Genomic DNA, 21,749 nt, shown 5'->3' with positions numbered 1-21,749 from the left:
GCCGCCTGGCGAGCCCTGAGGCCTGCGAACAATCCCCTTCTCTTCTTCGGACGTCCGTCGTTGTCTGTGTTGTCGTTCACCACTTGCGGTGCGCTCCTCGCCCCGCCGAGGCCATGCCGTCGGCAGGAATTCTCGTGTCGTGGCCGGGCGGTGACGTGGCACCTGCCCCTGACCACCGCGTCCTCTCACGGCGCGCCTTGTCGGACACGTCACGTTCGGTCACCCGGGGTGTCGACCGACCTGCGGTCGTCTTCCTCGAGCCGAGCGTCGACGTGCTGTTCTTCGTAATCGTCTTGCTGGTTCGGAACTGGCCATCCGACGATGAGCGCCTGCGCTCTGGCCCGGTTTCCGCTCGACCTGGTCGACCCCGCGATCTCTCGCGGCACGACGGCCGGCACTGCCCGGTAAATCTGGATCTCGGGGCCTGGGCCCCACGACTGGCTCGATTATCGCACGCCCGCGCCCGTCCGGGGTCAAAGCGGACGCCCCGAGGGCCCGTGCGATACTGCTGACCGTGACCGTCGAGAGGCCTCGGGCCGTGACCCTGCCCACCGGCCGCACCCCGTACGTCGCGGCCGTGCTGCTCGTCGTCGCCGGTCTCGGCGGCCTGGTCGGGGCCTTCGCCCTCACGCTCGACAAGTTCCGGTTGCTCGAGAACCCGGGCGCGGCGCTCGGCTGCGACGTCAACCCGTTCGTGGGCTGCTCCCCGGTCATCAACAGCTGGCAGGCGTCGCTCTTCGGCTTCCCCAACCCGATCCTCGGCCTCATCGGCTTCGCCGCTCCGGTGGCCGTGGGCCTCGGACTCCTGGCGGGTGCCCGCTTCGCGCGGTGGTTCTGGCTGGCGTTCGAGGTCGGGCTCGTCCTCGCCTGGGTGTTCGTCACCTGGCTCTTCACGCAGACGGTCTTCGTGATCGGGGCCTTGTGCCCGTGGTGCATGCTCGTCTGGCTCGTCACCATCCCGCTGTTCTGGGTTTTCACGGTGTGGGGCCTCGCTCGGGGTGTCACGGTCCCCGAGGGGCCGGTCCAACGGGCGGCGGCACGGTTCCTGCCGTACTCGTGGGTGCTGCCGGTGCTCAACTACGTCGTGGTGGCGACCACGATCGTCGTGGCGTTCCCGCTGCTGCTGCCGACGATGTTCGGCTGACCCGCGCCTCCTCGCGTCGCTTCCGCCCGTCGGCGGATTCCGCACACAGGCTGCTCCCAGCAGAATCGAGGGCGACCTCGCCACGCTGTCCTGACGACCCCTGGACCACGACGAGGACTGATGACTCCACCCAGCGACTCCCCCGCCACCAAGAAAGAGCGCCGCGAGGCGGCCCGCGAGAAGGCACGCATCACCCGTGAGGCCGAGGCCCGACGGCGACGACGCAACAAGTGGCTCCTGCAGGGCGGGCTGATCGTCGGCGTCGTCGCCGTGCTCGCCGTCGTCGCGCTCGTCGTCACGCAGTCGATCAAGCCGGCCGGGCCCGGCCCGGCGAACATGGCGAGCGACGGCCTGCTCCTCGAGGGCTCGAACGGCGCGGTCACCGCCGTCTCGAGCGGTGCCCTGGCCGCCGACGCCACCCCGACCCCGGCCCCGAGCGCCTCCGGTTCCGTGCCGTCGATCGTGGTCTACCTCGACTACATGTGCCCGTTCTGCGGCCAGTTCGACACGACCAACGCCGAGCAACTCACCGAAGCCGTCTCGAGTGGTGCCGCCACCCTCGAGCTGCACCCCATCGGGTTCCTCGACAACGCCTCGCAAGGCAGCCGATACTCGACCCGCGCCGCCAACGCCTTCGCCTGCGTCGCGAACTACCAGCCCGACAAGGCCCTCGACGTCAACACGGCCCTCTTCGCACAACAACCCGAAGAGAACACCCGAGGCCTGACGAACGACGAGCTCGTCACGGCGGTGCAGGGTGCCGGCGCGACCGACGACCAGATCCCCTCGTGCATCACGGGTGGCGACTTCGAGGACTGGGTCGCCTCGGCCACCCAACGCGCGTTGAACGACCCGATCCCGAACTCGTCGCTCGACAAGCTGGCCAGCACCCCGCTCGTCCTGGTGAACGGTCAGCAGTACCAGGGCTCGCTGACCGACGCGAGCGCCTTCGCGCAGTTCGTCGCCGAGGTGCAGAACGGCGCGCCGACCGGCGACGCCGGCACGGGCGACCCCGAGGGCTCGACGGCGACGCCGACCCCCTGACGACGCGAGCCGTCGACACGACCGAACCCGCGCCTCCTGATCGATTCAGGAGGCGCGGGCTCGGTCGTACTCCGGCGTCACGCCGGCCGGTGGCTCAGAACCAGAGAGCCAGCTCGCGCGCGGCGCTCTCGGCGCTGTCGCTGCCGTGCACCAGGTTCTGCTGGACCTTCAGTCCCCAGTCGCGACCCAGGTCGCCGCGGATCGTGCCGGGCGCCGCGGTCGTCGGGTCGGTCGTGCCGGCCAGCGAACGGAAGCCCGCGATGACACTGTCGCCTGCGATGCGGAGGGCCACGGTCGGGCCGCTCTGCATGAACTCGACGAGGGGTTCGTAGAAGGGCTTGCCCACGTGCTCCTCGTAGTGCTTCGCGAGCAGGTCGCGGTCGGCCTGGACGAGGCGGACGTCGACGAGCGAGTACCCCTTGGCCTCGATGCGGCGCAGGATCTCGCCGGTCAGGCCGCGGGCGACGCCGTCGGGCTTGACGAGGACGAGGGTTTCTTCGAGAACGGACATTGCTCCTCTTTCGGTGGGTGGCGGGTGGCTCGCGGGCGGAGGCCCGACGAACGGGTGGTGGGTGCGGGGCTCAGGCGATGTCGCCCGGGATGTCACGCGACCGTGCGGCGTTCATGCGGTCGAGCTGCGTTCCTTTGACGAGGCAGTAGGTCCAGATGGCCACGAACAGGGCGGCCACGACGAACATGACCGGGTCGAGGAAGCCGCACGCCACCAGGCCGAGCTGGACGAGCCAGCCGAGGGCGACACCCCATCGCCACCGCAGGGTCTGCGAGATCAGCAGCGTCAGAACGATCGCGCCGAGGCCGCCGCCCCAGGCGACTCCGGCCGGCAGCAGCTGCCGCCCGAAGACGACGAGGGTGACGAAGAACAACGTCATGGCCTCGAGCACGAGCACGATCGAGAGCAGGCTCTCCGCCGCACCACGACGACGCCGTGGCCGAGGTGCGCGTCCGGTCTGTCCCGGTGGAGGCGCGGCCGCGGTCACGAGAGGCCCTCTGGCTGTTGCGACAGGGCGATGACGTCACCGACCAGCGTGATGGAACCCGTGACCACGACTCCGCCGGGCTCGTCTCCTTCGACCTCGTCGGCCAGGTCGCGGGCCGTGCGCAAGGCCGACACGAGATCGGTCTCGACGACGACGCGATCGGCACCCACGACGCCCACGGCGATGGCCGCGAGCTCGTCGGCGTCGATGGCCCGGTCGGACTGCGAGCTCGTCACGACGAACTGGGTGACCGTGGGCGCCAGGGCGCGGACGATGCCCGCCGCGTCCTTGTCGGCCAACACGCTGATCACCGCGACGACACCTCCGAACTGGAAGTAGTCGTCGAGCGCCTTGGCGAGGGCACGGGCGCCGTGCGGGTTGTGTGCGGCGTCGACCAGGATCGTCGGCTCGTTGGCCACGATCTGCAGACGACCGGGCGAGGTCGCGCTCGCAAGCCCCTCGGCGAGCACCTCGTGGTCGAGCGGCTGCGCACCACCGCCCAGGAAGGATTCGACCGCGGCGACGGCTACCGCCGCGTTCTGGGCCTGGTGGTCGCCGAACTGGGGCAGCAGCAGGTCGTCGTAGCGGCCTGCGAGCCCGCGGATCGTGACGACCTGACCGCCCACTGCCACGGTGGTCGACTCGACGCCGAAGCCGGTGCCCTCGACCGCGAGCGAGCCCTCGCTGAGCTCGACGGCGCGTTCGAGTTCGGCCAGGGCCTCGGGGGTCTGCGCTGCCGAGACGACGGCCGCCGTGGGCTTCACGATGCCCGCCTTGGTGCGCGCGATCTCGGCCACGGTCGAGCCGAGCCGGTTCTGGTGGTCGAGCGCGATCGGGGTGAACACCGCGACCTGGCCGTCGGCGACGTTCGTACTGTCCCACTCGCCTCCCATGCCGACCTCGAGCACGACGACGTCGGCCGGGGCGTCGGCGAAGCAGGCGAAGGCGAGAACCGTCAGGGCCTCGAAGAAGGTCAGGGCAGGCTCGCCCGAGGCCTCGAGGTCGGTGTCGATCATGGTCAGGTAGGGCTGGATGTCGTCCCAGTTCGCGACCAGGCGCTCGTCGCTGATCGGTTCGCCGTCGACGACGATGCGCTCGTTGAGGCGCACGAGGTGCGGGCTCGTCATGAGCCCCGTCCGCAGGCCGTGCGCCCGCAGGATGCTCTCGATCATGCGACTCGTCGACGTCTTGCCGTTCGTGCCGGTGAGGTGGATCACCGGGTAGGCCCGCTGCGGATCACCGAGCAGCTCGACCGCACGTCGCGTCGGCTCGAGCCGGGGTTGCGGCGCCTGTTCGCCGATGCGGGCGAGCAGGTCGTCGTAGACGCGTTGCGCGGCGTCCGCGAACTCACCTCCGCGGCCGTCGGGACCCTCACCCGGCTGGTCGTCCTTCTTCGGGGTCATGCGCGTCGCACCTCCACGACGACGGCCGAGCCGGGGCCCGATCCGACGACGGTCTTCTCGGCGTTCTCGCCGACGCCCTCGTGGACGTCGACGATCAGCTCGGTGGTCAGGGTCTCTCGAGAGATCAGCTCACGGTGGGCCTCGACCGCGGCAGCCGCGGCGGCGTCGGTCGTCAACGTCGTCGTGATGCGGTCGGACACGTCGAGGTCGGCCACCTTGCGGGCCTGCTGCACGGCGCGGACGACGTCGCGGGCCAGTCCCTCGGCCTCGAGCTCGGGGGTCGTCGCCGTGTCGAGCAGCACGAAGCCGCCGTCGCCGACGAACGCGAGGGCGCTCGACGCGTCCGCGACGGCCAGCTCGAGGGTGAACTCCCCCGGCAACAGCTCGACACCGCCGACGACGACGTTCTCGCCCGCGGGCTGCCAGTCGCCCTTCTTCGCCGAGGGGATGACCTGCTGCACCTGTTTGCCGATGCGCGGGCCTGCGGCGCGGGCGTTGACGGTGAGCTTGCGGGTGACGCCGTACTCGCCGAGGCTCTCTTCGGTCAGGCGGGTCACGACGACCTGCTTGACGTTGAGCTCGTCGCGCACGATGTCGGCGAACGCCTCGAGGCCCGCCGGGTCGGGCGTGACGACCGTCAGGCGGGCCAAGGGCAGCCGGACGCGCAACCCCTGGGCCTTTCGCAGTGCGAGACCGCTCGAGGCGACGGCGCGCACGGCGTCCATGGCGTCGACGAGAGCATCGTCGGCCGGGAACGCCGCGGCGTCGGGCCAGTCGGTCAGGTGGACCGAACGGCCCCCGGTGAGGCCCTTGTAGACCTCGTCGGCGACGAGCGGGGCGAGCGGGGCGGCGACCCGGGTGAGGGTCTCGAGCACCGTGAACAGGGTGTCGAAGGCATCGACGTCGTCGCCCGACCAGAACCGATCCCGCGAGCGACGGACGTACCAGTTGGTCAGGACGTCGGCGAAGTCGCGCAGCGTCGCGGTCGCGAGCGGAGTGTCGAGGGCGTCCAACGCGGACTCGACGTCGGTGACGAGGAGGCGCGTCTTCGCCAGCAGATAGCGGTCGAGGACGTCGCTCGAGTCGGTTCGCCATTGCGCCTCGTACCCGGGGGCGGCATGTCGACCCGCGCCTCCCGATGCGGCGTTGGCGTAGAGCGAGAAGAAGTACCAGGTGCTCCAGAGCGGCAACAGGAACTGTCGGACGCCCTCGCGGATGCCCTCTTCGGTGACCACGAGGTTGCCGCCGCGGATCACCGAGCTCGACATGAGGAACCAGCGCATCGCGTCGGCTCCGTCCCGGTCGAAGACCTCGCTGACGTCGGGGTAGTTGCGCAGGCTCTTCGACATCTTCTGGCCGTCGGAGCCGAGCACGATGCCGTGGCTCACGACGTTCGAGAAGGCCGGCCGGTCGAACAGCGCGGTGGACAGCGTGTGGAGCGTGTAGAACCAGCCCCGGGTCTGACCGATGTACTCGACGATGAAGTCAGCGGGGCTGTGCTCGTCGAACCACTGCTGGTTCTCGAACGGGTAGTGCACCTGGGCGAACGGCATCGACCCGCTGTCGAACCACACGTCGAGGACGTCCTCGATACGACGCATCGTGCTCTGCCCGGTCGGGTCGTCGGGGTTCGGGCGGGTGAGCTCGTCGATGTAGGGCCGGTGCAGATCGGGCTCGCCGTCGGCGTTCAGGGGCAGACGGCCGAAATCGGCCTCCATCTCGGCCAGGGAACCGTAGACGTCGACGCGCGGGTAGGCGGGGTCGTCGCTCTTCCACACCGGGATCGGCGAACCCCAGTAGCGGTTGCGCGAGATCGACCAGTCGCGGGCGTTGCCCACCCACTTGCCGAACTGGCCGTCCTTGACGTTGTCGGGCACCCAGGTGATCTGCTGGTTCAACTCGCCCATGCGGTCGCGGAACTCGGTGACGCGCACGAACCAGCTCGACACCGCCTTGTAGATGAGGGGGTTGCGGCAGCGCCAGCAGTGCGGGTAGCTGTGCTCGTAGCTGGCGAGGCGCAGCAGACGACCGTCGGCCCGCAGCCGCTGCACGAGGGGCTTGTTGGCGTCGAAGACCTGCAGCCCGGCCACGCCCAGTTCGTCGAACATCGGCAGGAAGCGTCCGCCGTCGTCGACGCTGACGATGACCGGGATACCGGCGGCGGCGCAGACCAACTGGTCGTCCTCGCCGTACGCCGGTGCCTGGTGGACGATGCCGGTGCCCTCGCCCGTGGCGACGTAGTCGGCGACCAGCAGGCGCCAGGCGTTCTCGGTGCCCCAGGCCTCGGTGTCGGCGTAGACGTCCCAGATGCGGTCGTACTCGACGCCCTCGAGCTCGGCACCGGTGAAGGTCGCGGTGACGGCGGCCTCGGCCGATTCGGCGGACTCGTAGCCGAGGTCGCGCGCGTAGGCGCCGAGCGTGTCGGCGGCGAGCAGGAACACGCTGCCGGTCAGCAGCTCTTGGTCGCCGGTCCGCTCACCCGGCAGCAGCGCGTGGGGCACGGCCACGTAGTCGATGCCCGGGCCCACGGCGAGCGCCATGTTGGTCGGAAGGGTCCAGGGGGTGGTCGTCCAGGCGAGCGCCTCGACGCCCGTCAGGCCGAGCGCCTCGGCCTTGGCGCCGACCAGTGGGAAGGCGACGGTCACCGTCTGGTCCTGACGGTTCTTGTAGACGTCGTCGTCCATGCGCAGCTCGTGGTTCGACAAGGGGGTCTGGTCGTGCCAGCAGTAGGGCAGGACGCGGAAACCCTCGTAGGCCAGGCCCTTCTCGTGCAGCTGCTCGAAGGCCCAGACGACGCTCTCCATGTAATCGACGTCGAGGGTCTTGTAGTCGTGGTCGAAATCGACCCAGCGCGCCTGCCGGGTGACGTACTGCTGCCACTCGTCGGTGTACTGCAGCACCGACCGACGAGCGGCGGCATTGAATACGTCGATGCCCATGTCGTCGATCTCGTGCTTCTCGGTCAGGCCGAGCTGGCGCATGGCCTCGAGCTCGGCCGGCAGGCCGTGGGTGTCCCAGCCGAAGCGACGGTGGACCTGTTTGCCGCGCATGGTCTGGTACCGCGGGAAGACGTCCTTCGCGTAGCCGGTCAGCAGGTGGCCGTAGTGCGGCAGGCCGTTGGCGAACGGCGGGCCGTCGTAGAAGACCCACTCGTCACAGCCCTCGCGTGCCCGGATCGACTCGGCGAAGGTGTCGTCGCGCTTCCAGAAGGCGAGGACTCCGGTCTCGATCTCGGGGAAACGCGGCGAGGCGGGGACGCCGGTGGCGTCGGAACCCTTGGGGTAGGTCATCGGTTCTCCAGGTCGTGCGGTGGGTCGCCTCCGCTGCACTGGCCGAGGGACCTTCTGACCACGAGGACGCCGTCCGGGTGCTCGACCCGGGTGGCGCGGTACCACCCCGCTTGCCGCCGCCCCCGCCCTCTCGGACGGTGACCGCGACCGCTCTGCTGCGGCTGTGACGGGCCTGCCCCGCCCGGTTCTACCGACGACCACCGGGCCTGGGCCCGCGGGTCGCTTTCTTCCGGGTGCTCCCCGGTGATGGCCGGATCGACGCGTGGTCGATCCTACCGTCAGAGCCGAGGAGGCGCGAGGCCGTCGCGAGGAGCAGGATCGAGGCCATGTCCTCCACCCCCTCCGAGCCACCGGCCAAGCCCGAGAGCACGGTCACCGTGATCGTGGCGTTCCTCGCCAACCTCTTGATCGCCGTCGCCAAGACGGTGGCCGCCTTCCTGACCGGCTCGGCCTCGATGGTCGCGGAGTCCGCGCACTCGTGGGCGGACACGGGCAACGAGGTCTTCCTCTTCATCGCCGACAAGCGCGGCGTCAAGCGGCGGGACGACGCCCATCCCCTCGGCTACGGCAAGGAGACCTACGTCTGGTCCATGTTCGCGGCCTTCGGCCTGTTCACCGTGGGGGCGGTCGTCTCGATCCAGCACGGCATCTCGCAGCTGACCGCCGAGGAGGAGGCGGAGAACTACCTGATCAACTACGTCGTGCTCGCGATCGCCTTCGTCCTCGAGGGCACGTCGTTCTTGCAGGCCTTCCGTCAGGCCAGGGGTTCGGCCCGCGAGCGGCGCACCCCGACCCTGCGCTTCGTCCTGCGCAGCTCGAACTCGACCCTCCGGGCCGTCTTCGCCGAGGACGCGGCCGCCCTGGTGGGGCTGCTCATCGCGTTCCTCGGCATCTTCCTGCACCAGGTCACCGGGTCGGCCGTGTTCGACGCGATCGGGTCGATCGCCGTCGGCGTGCTGCTCGGCGTCGTGGCTCTCGTGCTGGTCGACCGCAACCGCAGGTTCCTCGTCGGCGAGAGCCCGTCGGACGAACTCGAGTCCACCGTTCTCGAGCGACTGCTCGCCCGGCCCGAGATCGAGCGGGTCACCTACCTGCACACCGAGTTCGTCGGTCCGGGCCGTCTCTACCTGGTGGCCGCCGTCGACATGACGGGAGACGACAGCGAGGAGCACGTCGCCGTCGCCCTGCGCCGCGTCGAGCGAGAGCTCGAGGACCACGACGCCGTCGAAGAAGCGGTCCTCACCCTCTCGACGCCCGACGAGCCGAGCCTGACGCCCCGGAAGGCACCCGACTCGGCTCGTCGCTGACCTGGCGGTGGGGGCTCAGCCTGCGGAGGTGCGGCGCCGGGCGACGAGGATCGTCCCGACCCCGAGACCCACCAGCACCAGGCCGGCGAGGCCGACCCATGGCGTCGACTCGGCGGGGCCCGTCGAGGCGAGGGCAGCACGCTGCGCGACGGGGACGAGTCGGGCGGCGGTCGGCGCGGCCGCCTGCGCCACGACGGGCAGGACCACGGGTGCGTCCGGAGTGGCCCCAGGTGCGGGTGCGGGTGCGGGTGCGGGTGCGGGCACGGGCGGGGCCAGCGTGAAGTCGACGGTCACGGGTGCCGACGGGCGACTCCGTGCCAGCTGCGGTACGCCTCCCGAGGCCGGATCTCCGCCCCCGACGTACTGCTGCACGGTGGCCCGCCACGACCCGTAGGGCAGGGCCTCGTCGATCGCCCAGGTGCCGTCGGAGGGGACGACGGGGGCGTCGTAGTCATGACCCCATCCCGACTGCCCCGACAGCGCCTCGAACGAGTAGCGCAGCCACGAGCCGGCGACTCCGGTGCCCTCGAGGACGAAGGAGCCACCACCGGCCCAGGTCGTCGACGACGTCGGCAGGACCTGACCCTGACGGGGAGAGCTGATGGTGACGGCGGGCGAGGTCGGGACCTCTACCCGGAACGATCGCGTCTCCGAGCCCAGGACGATCCCGTTCGCACCCGTCACGACCACGATCACCGACTGGTCGGCGGGTGCGTCGCCGGTCAGGTGCACGTCCCGGGTGGCACGAGGACCCGTCACGCCCGATTCCGCCTGGACCGACCGGCCGGCCGTGTCGAAGACCTCGTACGAGAACGATGCCTCGGTCGTGTCGATCGTCAGTGGGTAGCCCAGGGTCGGGTAGACGGCTCCGTCCGCAGGGCTCTCGACGGAGAACGCCGCCGCCCCGGGGACGACCTCCTGCGGTGCGGGAGGGACGACCGTGGTCGGTTCCGTCGGGGGCGACGCCTCGACCTCCGACGGGGCCGACGTCCCAGGATCGAGCAGTGCCGGTGCCGGTGCCGGTGCGGCGGCGGCGGCCTGTCCGCCGAGCGCGATGCCCCCCAGGGCGATGACGATGGCCGTCGACAGCGCGGTGACGGTCGACACGGTCTTCTTCATGAGTGTTGTCCTCTTCAGTGAGTCGGGGTGGACCGGTCGCCCTGACCCACCCCCGGGCGACCGGTCGTCGTCCCGGGCATCCGGTCCGACGAGCACGACGTTAGTGATGCGTCACGACGATTCCTCATGCCGTGACCGGTCCGTGATCGAAGGTCATCCCGAGGGGTGAGACCACCTCCTCCCCCCGACAGGGATCGCCCGGTCGGTCTCCTCCCCGAGGCGCGTCATGACACGCGAATCCGCTTCTGTCAGCCGTTTCCGGGTGCGTCCGGCTATCGTGATGCAGTGCATGCAGTCATCAAGCTCGTGAGAGAGCATCCTTCCGCGGCGAGGTTCCTCGTCGTCGGGGGCATCGGCTTCGTGATCACCATGGTGATCAACTACGGGCTCAAGCTGTTCGTCATCCCTCAGCACCCGGTCACCGCCCTCGCGCTGGGCATCATCGTCGCGACGGTCTTCTCCTACTGGATGAACAAGAAGTGGTCGTTCGACGACCGGGGTGAGCGCCACACCGCCCACGAGATGTTGCTCTTCGTGATCGTCAGCATCGTCGGCGTCGCCATCAACTCGGCTCCGGCCTACCTGTCCCGTTACGGTCTCGGCCTCGAGGTGCCGAACGTATCGCGTGCCACCCAAGAGATCGCCGACTTCGTCAGCGGGCCGATCATAGGCACCATGCTCGCCATGGTCTTTCGATACTGGGCGATGAACAAGTGGGTCTTCCCCAAGCGCGCAGAGCTCGTCGACGTCCTCTCGCCCACGTCCCCGTCGACCTCGTCGACGCCCACCGTCTAGTCCGAGCGCGCCTCCCGGGCGTCGAGTCCGTCCGCGACCGGTCCGACGGCGGCCTCGACGACCGGACCGAGAGCGCCCCGCGACACCCCGGCACGGGCCCAGTTCGCGATCGCGGCGGCCGCGGCGGCGACCAGGGTCGACCCGGCCACCTGGGCCGTGAGGTCCGAACGGTCGCGGCCCGATCGCTCGGCGACGTAGGACGCGACGACCCCCTGCTGTCGTACGAACCTGACCGCGGCCGACGCGACGAGGTCATCGCCGAGCGCCATGGCCTCGGACTGCGTCAGCGCCCACGGCACGCGCTCGGGGTCGTGCGAGTCCGCCAGTGCGACGAGCGCGGCCTCGACCGCTCGGACGGGAGAGAGGTCCGAGGAGGCGCGCAGCAGGTCGCCGAGTCCGGCGAGGCTCTGGTCGAGGTCGAGCCAGAAGAGGTCGGACTTGGCCTCGAAGTAGTTGAAGAAGGTGCCCCGACTGACGCCGGCCCGCCTCGCGATGTCGTCGACGGTGGTGCCGGCGTAGCCGTTCTCGAGGAACAGCTCGGCGGCGGCGTCGGCCAGCATCTCCGCGGACGAGCGGCGAGGTCGGCCGACCGGCCGCCGGGGACGGGTCTGGCCTGGTCCATCTGACATGGCCACCATCATGCCGCTAGACTCGACGGCGCACTTGTTGCACCCGGTCCACGAATGCCGCCTCCCCCTCGGGTTCAGCGGACCACACTCGACGTCCCGTCACCCCTCACGCCCGGAGCCCCATGCGCAGCCGCCTGCCCACCCTGATCGCCGCCACCGCCGTCGCGAGCCTCGTGCTCGCCGGTTGCACGAGCGGCGGCGAGCCCGACGTCTCGTCCACGCCGGTCTCGGGGGGCACCCTGACCTATGCCTCGGGCGATGCCGAACCGACCTGCCTCGATCCGCACGTCGGGGGCAACTACCCCCAGGCCCTCGTGTCGACCCAGTACCTCGAGTCGCTCGTGTCGAAGGATTCCACCGGTGACATCGTCCCGTGGCTCGCCGACTCGTGGCAAGAGGCATCCGACGGCCTCAGCTGGACCTTCACGCTGAAGGACGGCGTCTCCTTCACCGACGGCACCGCCTTCGACGCCGCTGCGGTGGCCGCCAACGTCGCCCACCTGCAAGACCCCACGACCCTGTCGTCGACCGGTTACCTCGCCCTCGGCAAGGTGACGGGCGTCGAGGCGCTCGACGCCCGCACGGCCCGCTTCGACCTCAGCGAGCCCGACAGCGCCCTGCTCGAGTCGCTGTCGCAGCCGTGGCTGGCCATGGAGTCACCCGAGGCGCTGACCCGCAGCCAGGAGGTCAACTGCGAGTCGCCGGTGGGGACGGGGCCGTTCGTGGTCGAGTCGTGGACCAAGCAACAGCAGGTCGTCCTCACCCGCAACGAGGACTACACCTCTCCCCCGGCGGACGCCGGCCACCAGGGCCCTGCCTACCTCGACGAGATCGTCTGGCGGTTCATCCCCGACTCGGCGTCACGCTACGCCGCCCTGCAGGGCGGTCAGGTCGACGTGATCGACAACGCCCAGCCCGACACCCTGGTCGCCGCCGCGAAGGACGATTCCCTCGACGAGATCGACGCCCCGCGCCCGGGTGCCTCGAACCGCATCGAGCTCAACGCCGGCAAGGCTCCGTTCGACGACCCGGCCGTCCGAGAGGCGTTCATCCGCGGCGTCGACGTCGACTCCGGCATCGACTCGTTGTTCTTCGGCACGGCGAAGCGGTCGTACAGTCCCCTGTCGAGCGTCGAGCCGCTGGCCTTCTCCGACGAATCCCTCTTCGACGTCGACACGGATGCGGCGAACGACCTGCTCGACGCGGCGGGGTGGACCGCCCGCGACGCCGACGGCTTCCGCACGAAGGACGGCGTGCGCCTCGCGGCGACCTTCCCGGTCAGCACGAACCAGTCGATACCGGCCGAACAGTCGCTGTTCGAGCAGGTCCAGGCCGGCGCGAAGAGCCTGGGCTTCGACGTCACCCTCGAACCCCTCGACCTCTCGAGCTGGTACGGCGCCCTCGCGGCGAACGAGTACGACCTGGTCAGCGCGCCGTACACGAAGGTCGGCCCCGACGTGCTGCGCATCCTCTACGACAGCGATGGCATCACCCCCGCTCCCAGCGGCTACTTCGCCAACCTGTCGCAGACAGACGACCCGGCCCTCGACGACCTCTTGACCCGCGCCTCCGAGACGAGCGATGCCGACGAGCGCGCCGACCTCTACCAGCAGGCGCAGCAGATCATCCTCGAGGGGTGGCACGTCCTTCCGCTCTACGACCAGCAGAACCACTACCTGGTGCGCTCGGCCGTCGAGGGCGTCCGAGCCCTGCCGACGGTCCAGGCGCCGACGATGTACGACGCGTACAAGGCGAGCTGACCGGGTGCCTCCCGGGCGCTGGCGACGGGCCGGGCGGTGGCTCGTCGGCCGCCTGCTCGGCGCGGTCTTCGTGCTCTGGGCGGTCGCCACGCTGATCTTCTTCGCGATCCGCCTCGTCCCCGGTGACCCGGCCGAGGCGATCCTGGGCGGTCCGGGCTCGCAGGCGTCGGCGGAAGCGCTCGACGCGGTCCGTCGACAGTACGGCCTCGACCGGCCCCTGCTCGTGCAGTACCTCGCCCAGCTCGGCAGGCTCGTCACCGGCGATCTCGGCACCTCGTACTCGCTCCGCACCGACGTCGGTCGGCTCCTGCTCGACCAGCTGCCCGGCACGATCGGGTTGGCGCTGTCGGCCCTCGTCGCGGCCTGGCTGCTCGCGATCGCGACGGCCTGGTGGGCGACCCTCGGCGGTCGCGTCGCCTCGGCCGTGTCGTCCGCTCTCGAGGTGGTCGCCTCGGCCGTGCCCCACTTCTGGCTGGCCAGCCTGCTGATCCTCGTCTTCAGCACCGAGCTCGGGCTGCTGCCCCCGGTGAGCACGGGCACCCCTGCAGGGCTCGTCCTGCCGGTCGTCACCCTCGCGATCCCCGTCGCGGGGTTCCTCGGCCAGGTCACCCGCGATTCGCTGCTCGATGCGGCGGCCACCCCGTTCGCCCTCTCGGCACGGGCCCGAGGCGAGAGCCCGACGGGCCTGTTCGGCCGTCACCTGCTGCGCCACGCGGCCCTCCCCGGGCTCGCCCTGTCGGGCTGGGCGTTCGGCTCGCTGCTCAGCGGCGCCGTCGTCGTCGAGTCGGTCTTCGCCCGCCCGGGCCTCGGCCGCACGCTGCTCGGGGCGGTCACACTGCGCGACATCCCACTCGTGACCGGTGTCGCCCTGGTGTCGGCTCTCGCCTACGTGGTCGTGGTCGCCCTCGGCGACCTGGCCGAGCGGGCGGTCGACCCGAGAGGACGGGCGGCATGACCACGCTGCCCGGCCTGCCCCGGGGCACCGAGACGACCCGCACCTCCTCGCCCCGTGCCACCCGGCGACGGCTGCCGTCGCTCGGTCCGGCCGAACTCGTCGCGGCGGCACTGCTGCTGCTCGTCGTCGTGATGGCCGTCGCCCCGCGCCTGCTGGCCCCCGCCGACCCGCTCGCCGTGTCGCCGACCGACGCGTTCGCCGGCCCGTCGCTCGCCCATCCGTTCGGCACCGACGAGTCGGGACGCGGCGTGTGGACGCGCGTCGTCCACGGGGCCGGCGCCTCGCTCACCATCGGCCTGGTCGCGACCCTGATCGGCACGGGGCTCGGCGTCGCCCTCGGCGTCCTGGCCGGTCTCGGCGGTCGAGGCCGCGCCGGCCGCGTCACGGACGCCGGCGTCAGCCGCCTGCTCGAGGTGCTCTTCGCCCTGCCCGGCCTGTTGCTCGCGCTCGTCGTCATCGCGTTCACGGGGCCCGGCGCCGTACCGGCCACGATCGCCGTGGGACTCGCGACCGCGCCTGGTTACGCCCGCATCGTCCGCAGCCAGGTGGCGACCGTCCGCCGCTCACCGATGGTCGAGGCGGCGGTCGTGCTCGGACGCCACCCCGGGGTCGTGCTGCTGCGTCACGTCCTGCCGAACGCCCTCGCCCCCGTCGTGGTCCTCGCCACGCTGGGCCTCGGTCAGGCCGTGGTGTGGGCCTCGTCGTTGAGCTACCTCGGGCTGGGGTCGCCACCCCCGGCACCCGAGTGGGGAGCGATGCTCTCGGCCGGTCGCACGTACCTCGCGGTCGCCTGGTGGATGACCGTGTTCCCCGGCCTGGCCGTCGTGGTGACCGCCGCGTCCGCGACCGTCTTGGGTCGCGGCCTGGCCCGCCGCGGACGAGGAGGGTCGCGATGACGCCGACACCGCGGCCGACCGACTCCGCTCCGGACGACCGGCACCGCCCCTCCTCGGACGACCTCGTCGTCGACCGCCTGCACGTCGCGTTCGACGGGGTGACCGCCGTCGACGACGTGTCGTTCACGCTGCGGCCGGGCGAGTGCGTGGCCCTGGTCGGCGAGTCCGGCTCGGGCAAGAGCGTGACCGCCCGGGCCGTGCTCGGGCTGACCGGCGGCACCGTGACGGCCGACGAACTGCGGCTCGGCGGTGACGACCTGCTGACGCTGACCGAACGCCGCTGGCGTGGGGTACGGGGTCCACGCGTCGGTCTCGTGCTGCAGGACGCCCTGGTCTCGCTCGACCCCCTTCGCCCGGTCGGCCGCGAGATCGACGACGCCCTCAGGCTGCACACGCGGCTCACGCCGACTGCCCGCCGCGCCCGCGTGCTCGAGGTGCTGACCGAGGTCGGGATGCCCGACCCCGAGGTGCGTCGCGGCCTCCGGTCGGGCGAGTTGTCGGGTGGTCTGCGACAACGGGCACTCATCGCCGCGGCACTCGCCCTGGAGCCCGGTGTGATCGTCGCCGACGAGCCCACCACCGCCCTGGACGCCGAGGTGCAGCGTCTGGTCGTCGACCGGCTCGCGGCCCTCCGCGACGGCGGCACGGCCGTCCTCGCGATCAGTCACGACCTCGGGGTCGTGCGCCGGCTGGCCGACCGTGTCGTCGTGATGCGCGACGGGCGCGTGGTCGAGCAGGGCCCCACGGCGACCGTGCTCGACGCCCCGCGGGCCGACTACACGCGCATGCTCGTCGCCGCCCTGCCCGGCGGGGCACCGCGGGGTCGGCGCCTCTCGGCGCCGACCCCGCGAGAACACCCTCCTGCGCGGGAGGGGCACCCCGCGACGGCCGCCGTCGCATCCTCACCAGGAGGCTCGCTCGACTCGGCGACCCGGGTCACGACGACGAGTCCCCCGGCGGCACCCGTCCTCGTCGCCGCCGGTCTCCGGCGGGTCTTCAGGGGTGGACGTGGCCCCGACCGGGTCGCCGTCGACGACGTCTCCCTCAGTCTGCGGGCCGGAGAGACGCTCGGCCTCGTCGGTGCTTCGGGTTCGGGCAAGACCACCACGGCACGCCTGCTGCTCGGTCTCGACGAGCCCGACGCCGGCACGGTCGAGCTGCTCGGGGCGCCCTGGGCACCGGCACGAGAGCGCGATCGACGACCCCGCCGAGGTGACCTCGGGGCGGTCTACCAAGACCCGACGAGCTCGTTCGACCCGCGTCTCACGGTCGGACGCCTGCTGGCCGACGCGCTGACCTCGGGTCGCAGCACGCGCCTCGGCGCCGTCGAGCCCGAGGTCGTCGCCCTGCTGTCACGGGTCGGGCTCGGCGCCGACACGGTGGGGCGACGCCCCGACACGTTGTCCGGCGGTCAACGCCAACGGGTGGCCATCGCCCGCGCCCTGGCACCGCGACCCCGGGTGATCGTGTGCGACGAACCCGTCTCGGCCCTCGACGTCTCGGTCCAGGCCCAGGTGCTCGATTTGCTCGATGACCTGCAGCGTCAGGACGGGCTCGCCTACCTCTTCATCTCGCACGACCTCGACGTCGTCGAGCACATGTCCGACCACGTCGCCGTGATGCACGACGGCAGGGTGGTCGAGCAGGGCCGCACCGCGGAGGTCTTCGGCGCCCCGCGACACGAGCACACCCGCGCCCTGATCGCCACCCGCCCGTGACCGGGCGCGGTGGGCGCGCTCAGCCGCGACGGCGGGTGGCGTCGGCCTCGGCGGCCTTCGGGTCGACCACGTCGATCAGTCCGGACTGCGCCCACTCGAGCGCCCAGTCGGACCTCGCGACCTCGCTCGACTCGTCGGCGTACGCCTCGACGAGTTCACGCGCCTCGTCGTCGGTGGCGACCGACGGACCCGACCCGAGCAGCGGCTCGTTGGCCGTCTCTTTGGTGAACCAGACGGCGACGAGCCCGATCACGGCCGCGGCCATCAGGTAGAACGCCGGGATGTCGTGGGCCCACGAGAAGCCCCGCCCCTCGGCCCAGACGACCAACGCCTCGGCCGCGAGGGGCGTGGTGCCACCGAACAACGACACGGACACGTTGAAGGCGATGGCCAGGGCGCCGTACCGGATGATCGTCGGGAAGAGCGCGGGCAGCGTCGACGGCATGGTCGAGGTGAAGGTGACGAGCACGAGACCGAGCACCAGCAGGCCGACGAAGACGAGCGGCGTGCTCTCGGACTGCACGAGCTTGAGCGCCGGCCAGGACAGCACGAGGAACCCGACGCAACCGGCGAACAGCACGGGACGGCGACCGAACCGGTCGCTCAGGCGCCCGCTGAACGTGATGACGATCATCATGAGGACCATCACGACGATGACGAGCAGCAGCCCGGACGTCGCACTGCGGCCGAGGGTGTTCGTGAGGTAGGTCGGCATGTACGACAGCAGCATGTAGTCGGTCACGTTGAACACCAGCACGAGGCCGATGCAGACGATCAGCGCACGCCAGTTCTCGGCGAAGAGCTTCACGAACGGCACCTTGACGTGTTCGCGTCCGGCGGCCTCTTCTTGCTGCTTCTGGAACGCCGGGGTCTCCTCGAGCTTGAGGCGCAGGTAGAGCCCGATCAGGCCGAGCGGCCCGGCGATCAGGAACGGGATGCGCCAGCCCCACGCGAGCAGCGCCTCCTCGCTCATGCCGAGCTGCAGGCCGGTGACCAGGGAGGCGCCGAGCACGTAGCCGGCGAGCGTGCCGAACTCGAGCCACGACCCCATGAAGCCACGGCGCTTGTCGGGCGAGTACTCGGCGATGAACGTGGCCGCGCCTCCGTACTCGCCGCCCGTGGAGAAGCCCTGCAACAGGCGCGCCAGCAGCAACAGGACGGGCGCCCAGAGGCCGATGGTCGCGTACGAGGGGATCAGGCCGATGGCGAGCGTCCCCGCCGCCATGAGGATCATCGTCAGCGCGAGCACCTTCTGCCGGCCGATGCGGTCGCCCAGGGGGCCGAAGAAGGCACCACCGATCGGACGCACGATGAACGCCGCCGTGAAGGTGCCGAAGGTGAACAGGATGTTCAGCGCGTCGTTGCCGGGCGGGAAGAACACCTGGGCGATGGTCGTCGTGATGTAGGCGTAGACGCCGAAGTCGAACCACTCCATGGCGTTGCCGAGCGCGGCGGCGCTGACCGCACGTTTGAGCAGACCCTCTTCGACGACGGTGACGTCGTCGGTGGTGAGTGATCGTCGGGCGACCGTCGTGCGGTCGTTCTTCTTGGCTGACATCGGGTGAGGCCTCCAGGTCGTCGGGCAGATGCAGTCGACCCCAGCGTCGGCAAAAAACCGGACGAGCCTAACAGACCGCCATGTCAGTACCAGTGCAGCGTGTGCAGCAGTGCGGTGACCGCATCGCGCAGGAGGCGCGGCAAGGTTCCCGAGGACCCCTCGCCCGGGTGCGTACACTGGTCGCAGTCCCACATCCAGGCACCTCCCCACCGACACGGTGCCGTCCACAGAACCGGAGAAGACCATGCCGTCAGCGATGCCCGAGAAGCCCGCCCTCGAAGGACTCGAGGCCCGCTGGGGTCAGGCCTGGGAGGCGAGCGGCACCTACCGCTTCGACCGCACCGACGCCACCCGCGCCTCCGTGTTCTCGGTCGACACCCCCCCGCCGACCGCGTCGGGCAGCCTGCACATCGGCCACGTGTTCAGCTACACCCACACCGACGTCAAGGCCCGCTTCGAGCGCATGCGGGGCAAGCGCGTGTTCTACCCCATGGGGTGGGACGACAACGGCCTGCCGACCGAGCGTCGTGTGCAGAACTTCTACGGCGTCCGCTGCGACCCGTCGCTCCCCTACGACGCCGACTTCACGCCACCCTTCGAGGGCGGCGACAACAAGTCCTCCAAAGCCGCCGACCAGGTGCCGATCTCGCGCCGCAACTTCATCGAGTTGTGCGAACGCCTGACCGTCGAGGACGAGAAGCAGTTCGAGGACGTCTGGCGCAAGCTCGGCCTCTCGGTCGACTGGACGCAGAGCTACCGCACCATCGACGACGACTCGCAGGCGATCGCCCAGAAGGCGTTCCTGCGCAACCTGGCCCGCGGCGAGGCGTACCAGGCCGATGCCCCCACCCTCTGGGACGTCACGTTCCGCACGGCGGTGGCCCAGGCCGAACTCGAGGACAAAGAGATGCCCGGGGCGTACCACAAGCTCGCCTTCCACCGCACCGACGGCCAGGGCGACGTGCTGATCGACACGACGCGGCCCGAGCTGCTGCCGGCCTGCGTCGCCCTCGTCGCACACCCCGACGACGAGCGCTACCAGGCCCTGTTCGGCACGACCGTGCGCTCACCGCTGTTCGACGTCGAGGTGCCCGTGGTGGCGCACCACCTCGCGCAGCCCGACAAGGGCTCGGGCATCGCGATGGTCTGCACCTTCGGCGACACCAACGACGTCGTCTGGTGGCGCGAACTGCAGCTGCCGAACCGTGCCGTCATCGGCTTCGACGGCCGCTTCGTCAGCGAGGCGCCCGAGGCGATCACCTCCGAGGCGGGGCGCGCGTCCTACGCCCAACTGGCCGGCAAGACCGTGTTCAGCGCCAAGCAGTCCGTGGTCGAGCAGCTGACCGCGTCCGGCGAGCTGGTGGGCGAGATCCGCAAGATCTCGCACCCGGTCAAGTTCTTCGAGAAGGGCGACAAGCCCCTCGAGATCGTCTCGACCCGCCAGTGGTACATCGTCAACGGAGCCCGCGACGAGCAACTCAAGGGGTCCCTGCTCGAACGAGGCGGCGAGGTGGCGTTCCACCCCGATTTCATGCGCGTGCGCTACGACAACTGGGTCAACGGTCTGAACGGTGACTGGCTGATCTCGCGCCAGCGCTTCTTCGGCGTGCCGATCCCGGTCTGGTATCCGCTCGACGGCGACGGCAACCCGGTCTTCGACCAGGTGATCGTGCCCACCGAGGCGCAGCTGCCGATCGACCCGGCCTCGCAGGCCGCCCCCGGCTACGACGAGTCACGACGCGGCGTGCCCGGCGGCTTCGTCGGCGAGGTCGACGTGATGGACACCTGGGCGACCTCGTCGCTCACCCCCCAGCTGGCCGGCGGGTGGGAGCGCGACCCCGAACTCTTCGACCTCGTGTTCCCCTACGACGTGCGCCCCCAGGGGCAGGACATCATCCGCACCTGGCTGTTCTCGACGATGCTGCGCTCGCAGCTCGAGTCGGGCACCGTGCCGTGGAAGAACGCCTCGATCTCGGGCTTCATCGTCGACCCCGACCGCAAGAAGATGTCGAAGTCGAAGGGCAACGTGGTCACCCCGGCCGCCATGCTCGACGACCACGGCTCGGACTCGGTGCGCTACTGGGCGGCGTCGAGTCGGCTCGGCACGGACGCGGCGTTCGACCCGCAGAACCCGAAGCAGATCAAGATCGGGCGTCGTCTGGCGATCAAGGTGCTGAACGCGGCCAAGTTCGTGTACTCGTTCGAGCTGCCCTCGGGTGAGTTCGAGATCACGCAGCCGCTGGATCGCGACCTGCTCGCGTCGTTCGCCGCGGTGATCGAGACCGCGACCGAGGCGCTCGAGGGCTACGACCACGCTCGCGCGCTCGAGACGACCGAGAAGTTCTTCTGGACGTTCTGCGACGACTACCTCGAGCTCGTGAAGGAGCGCGCCTACGGTGCCACCACGCCGGCCGAACAGGCCTCGGCCGTGCTCGCGCTGCGCACGGTGCTCGAAGGCCTGCTGCGTCTGCTCGCGCCCTATTTGCCGTTCGCGACCGAAGAGGTCTGGTCGTGGACGCACGACGACTCGGTACACGGGGCCGCGTGGCCGTCGGTGGCCGAGCTCGACCTCGCCGAGGGCGAGGCCTCGTCCGGCCTCGTCGGCCTCGTGGGGCAGGCGCTCATCTTCGTGCGCCGGGCGAAATCCGACGCGAAGGCCTCGCAGAAGACCCCGGTGGCGTCTGCGGTCATCACGGGCCCCGCGGCCCAGCTCGAGCTCGTGAAGCTCGCGGCGGGCGACCTCGCGGCGGTCGGCAAGATCGCCGAGCTGTCGTTCGCCGAGGGCGACGAGCTGGCGGTCGGCGACATCGTGTTCGCCGAGGTGCCGGCCGACGCCGGCGCCGGTGCCGCTCCGGCCCCGACGGCAGGTGCCTGATGCAGCTCGGCACGCGGTGGAGCGTGGGAGGCGCGGCTCCGGCGGAGCTTTCCGCTCCCGTCCTCGGGGCGGTCGCCCAGGTCGAGCGTGAGATCGCCGACCAGGGCGTCGACGCGACGACGTGGCGTTGGACGCTGACCTGGCTCGAACGACGCCCCGTGGTCGAGCTCGACGACGGCACGGTGATCCGGGTCGACGCGGTCACCGGTGAGGCGCACGTCCACGAGCCCGTCGACGCCGAGGGCGACGACGACTAGC

Annotated in this window: 17 protein-coding genes; 10 read left to right on the top strand and 7 right to left on the bottom strand. The window is 70.7% G+C overall.

Annotated features, from left to right (window positions below):
• Positions 1-514: 514 nt before the first annotated feature.
• Both HRF36_RS12920 and HRF36_RS12915 read left to right on the top strand, forming a co-directional pair.
• Positions 515-1,144 carry a vitamin K epoxide reductase family protein gene (locus HRF36_RS12920; RefSeq protein WP_371740167.1) on the top strand — a complete coding sequence of 210 codons (630 nt, stop codon included), beginning with the start codon at positions 515-517 and terminating at the stop codon, positions 1,142-1,144.
• A gap of 120 nt (positions 1,145-1,264) precedes the next feature.
• Positions 1,265-2,188 carry a thioredoxin domain-containing protein gene (locus HRF36_RS12915; protein WP_173210534.1) on the top strand — a complete coding sequence of 308 codons (924 nt, stop codon included), beginning with the start codon at positions 1,265-1,267 and terminating at the stop codon, positions 2,186-2,188.
• A 94-nt stretch (positions 2,189-2,282) separates the two neighbouring features.
• On the opposite strand, the gene ndk is transcribed toward HRF36_RS12915, so the two are convergent.
• The 4 genes from ndk to ileS all read right to left on the bottom strand — a co-directional run bounded on the left by ndk (position 2,283) and on the right by ileS (position 7,879).
• Positions 2,283-2,699, bottom strand: coding sequence for a nucleoside-diphosphate kinase (gene ndk, locus HRF36_RS12910; protein WP_173210532.1), 417 nt, complete (start codon positions 2,697-2,699; stop codon positions 2,283-2,285).
• 70 nt (positions 2,700-2,769) lie between these two features.
• Positions 2,770-3,186 (bottom strand): DUF4233 domain-containing protein, encoded by a 417-nt coding sequence (locus HRF36_RS12905; protein WP_173210530.1) that lies wholly within the window; start codon positions 3,184-3,186, stop codon positions 2,770-2,772.
• Positions 3,183-4,589: a folylpolyglutamate synthase/dihydrofolate synthase family protein gene (locus tag HRF36_RS12900; RefSeq protein WP_173210528.1), complete on the bottom strand. Its 1,407-nt coding sequence runs from the start codon at positions 4,587-4,589 to the stop codon at positions 3,183-3,185. The genes HRF36_RS12905 and HRF36_RS12900 overlap by 4 nt, the downstream gene beginning before the upstream one ends.
• Complete coding sequence (ileS, locus tag HRF36_RS12895; RefSeq protein ID WP_173210526.1) at positions 4,586-7,879, bottom strand: isoleucine--tRNA ligase; 3,294 nt, start codon at positions 7,877-7,879, stop codon at positions 4,586-4,588. Before ileS ends, HRF36_RS12900 begins: the two co-directional genes overlap by 4 nt.
• A 326-nt stretch (positions 7,880-8,205) precedes the next feature.
• On the opposite strand from ileS, the gene HRF36_RS12890 reads away from it, so the two are divergent.
• Positions 8,206-9,186, top strand: coding sequence for a cation diffusion facilitator family transporter (locus HRF36_RS12890; RefSeq protein ID WP_173210524.1), 981 nt, complete (start codon positions 8,206-8,208; stop codon positions 9,184-9,186).
• Positions 9,187-9,201: 15 nt separating this feature from the next.
• Here HRF36_RS12890 and HRF36_RS15545 read toward each other — a convergent pair whose 3' ends face one another.
• A complete protein-coding gene (locus tag HRF36_RS15545; protein WP_217271289.1) occupies positions 9,202-10,305 on the bottom strand; it encodes an LPXTG cell wall anchor domain-containing protein in 1,104 nt (367 codons plus the stop codon).
• A 285-nt stretch (positions 10,306-10,590) separates the two neighbouring features.
• On the opposite strand from HRF36_RS15545, the gene HRF36_RS12880 reads away from it, so the two are divergent.
• Entirely contained in the window at positions 10,591-11,100 is a 510-nt protein-coding gene (locus HRF36_RS12880; RefSeq protein WP_199738816.1) for a GtrA family protein, read from the top strand.
• Here the strand turns inward: HRF36_RS12880 and HRF36_RS12875 are convergent.
• On the bottom strand, positions 11,097-11,729 hold the full coding sequence (locus HRF36_RS12875) for a TetR/AcrR family transcriptional regulator (RefSeq protein WP_173210522.1): 633 nt from the start codon (positions 11,727-11,729) through the stop codon (positions 11,097-11,099). The two genes, HRF36_RS12880 and HRF36_RS12875, sit on opposite strands and share 4 nt — an antisense overlap.
• Before the next feature lie 122 nt (positions 11,730-11,851).
• Here HRF36_RS12875 and HRF36_RS12870 point away from each other — a divergent pair, with 122 nt between their 5' ends.
• From HRF36_RS12870 to HRF36_RS12855, 4 genes are read left to right on the top strand one after another with little or no spacing between them, the layout of a single operon-like run.
• Complete coding sequence (locus HRF36_RS12870; protein ID WP_173210520.1) at positions 11,852-13,489, top strand: ABC transporter substrate-binding protein; 1,638 nt, start codon at positions 11,852-11,854, stop codon at positions 13,487-13,489.
• A 4-nt stretch (positions 13,490-13,493) separates the two neighbouring features.
• Positions 13,494-14,444 carry an ABC transporter permease gene (locus tag HRF36_RS12865; RefSeq protein ID WP_173210518.1) on the top strand — a complete coding sequence of 317 codons (951 nt, stop codon included), beginning with the start codon at positions 13,494-13,496 and terminating at the stop codon, positions 14,442-14,444.
• Positions 14,441-15,340, top strand: a complete 900-nt coding sequence (locus HRF36_RS12860) for an ABC transporter permease (protein WP_173210516.1) — start codon at positions 14,441-14,443, stop codon at positions 15,338-15,340. Before HRF36_RS12865 ends, HRF36_RS12860 begins: the two co-directional genes overlap by 4 nt.
• Positions 15,337-17,058 (top strand): ABC transporter ATP-binding protein, encoded by a 1,722-nt coding sequence (locus HRF36_RS12855; RefSeq protein WP_173210514.1) that lies wholly within the window; start codon positions 15,337-15,339, stop codon positions 17,056-17,058. Before HRF36_RS12860 ends, HRF36_RS12855 begins: the two co-directional genes overlap by 4 nt.
• 19 nt (positions 17,059-17,077) lie before the next feature.
• On the opposite strand, the gene proP is transcribed toward HRF36_RS12855, so the two are convergent.
• Positions 17,078-18,616 (bottom strand): glycine betaine/L-proline transporter ProP, encoded by a 1,539-nt coding sequence (gene proP / locus HRF36_RS12850; protein WP_173210512.1) that lies wholly within the window; start codon positions 18,614-18,616, stop codon positions 17,078-17,080.
• 256 nt (positions 18,617-18,872) lie between these two features.
• On the opposite strand from proP, the gene valS reads away from it, so the two are divergent.
• Positions 18,873-21,491, top strand: coding sequence for a valine--tRNA ligase (valS, locus tag HRF36_RS12845; protein ID WP_173210510.1), 2,619 nt, complete (start codon positions 18,873-18,875; stop codon positions 21,489-21,491).
• Entirely contained in the window at positions 21,491-21,748 is a 258-nt protein-coding gene (locus HRF36_RS12840) for a hypothetical protein (protein WP_173210508.1), read from the top strand. Before valS ends, HRF36_RS12840 begins: the two co-directional genes overlap by 1 nt.
• The last annotated feature ends 1 nt before the right edge of the window (position 21,749 follow it).

Source organism: Frigoribacterium sp. VKM Ac-2836 (genome assembly GCF_013248995.1).
Classification (GTDB): Bacteria; Actinomycetota; Actinomycetes; order Actinomycetales; family Microbacteriaceae; genus Frigoribacterium.
The sequence above is the reverse complement of the archived record's forward strand: the minus strand, read 5'-3'. Positions and strand labels throughout refer to the sequence as shown.

Coding starts and splice junctions, on each gene's coding strand:
- proP (WP_173210512.1), bottom strand. CDS start 18,616: ATGTCAGCCAAGAAGAACGACCGCACGACGGTCGCCCGACGATCACTC.
- HRF36_RS12890 (WP_173210524.1), top strand. CDS start 8,206: ATGTCCTCCACCCCCTCCGAGCCACCGGCCAAGCCCGAGAGCACGGTC.
- HRF36_RS12860 (WP_173210516.1), top strand. CDS start 14,441: ATGACCACGCTGCCCGGCCTGCCCCGGGGCACCGAGACGACCCGCACC.
- HRF36_RS12870 (WP_173210520.1), top strand. CDS start 11,852: ATGCGCAGCCGCCTGCCCACCCTGATCGCCGCCACCGCCGTCGCGAGC.
- valS (WP_173210510.1), top strand. CDS start 18,873: ATGCCCGAGAAGCCCGCCCTCGAAGGACTCGAGGCCCGCTGGGGTCAG.
- HRF36_RS12915 (WP_173210534.1), top strand. CDS start 1,265: ATGACTCCACCCAGCGACTCCCCCGCCACCAAGAAAGAGCGCCGCGAG.
- HRF36_RS12900 (WP_173210528.1), bottom strand. CDS start 4,589: ATGACCCCGAAGAAGGACGACCAGCCGGGTGAGGGTCCCGACGGCCGC.
- HRF36_RS15545 (WP_217271289.1), bottom strand. CDS start 10,305: ATGAAGAAGACCGTGTCGACCGTCACCGCGCTGTCGACGGCCATCGTC.
- ndk (WP_173210532.1), bottom strand. CDS start 2,699: ATGTCCGTTCTCGAAGAAACCCTCGTCCTCGTCAAGCCCGACGGCGTC.
- HRF36_RS12875 (WP_173210522.1), bottom strand. CDS start 11,729: ATGTCAGATGGACCAGGCCAGACCCGTCCCCGGCGGCCGGTCGGCCGA.
- ileS (WP_173210526.1), bottom strand. CDS start 7,879: ATGACCTACCCCAAGGGTTCCGACGCCACCGGCGTCCCCGCCTCGCCG.
- HRF36_RS12855 (WP_173210514.1), top strand. CDS start 15,337: ATGACGCCGACACCGCGGCCGACCGACTCCGCTCCGGACGACCGGCAC.
- HRF36_RS12840 (WP_173210508.1), top strand. CDS start 21,491: ATGCAGCTCGGCACGCGGTGGAGCGTGGGAGGCGCGGCTCCGGCGGAG.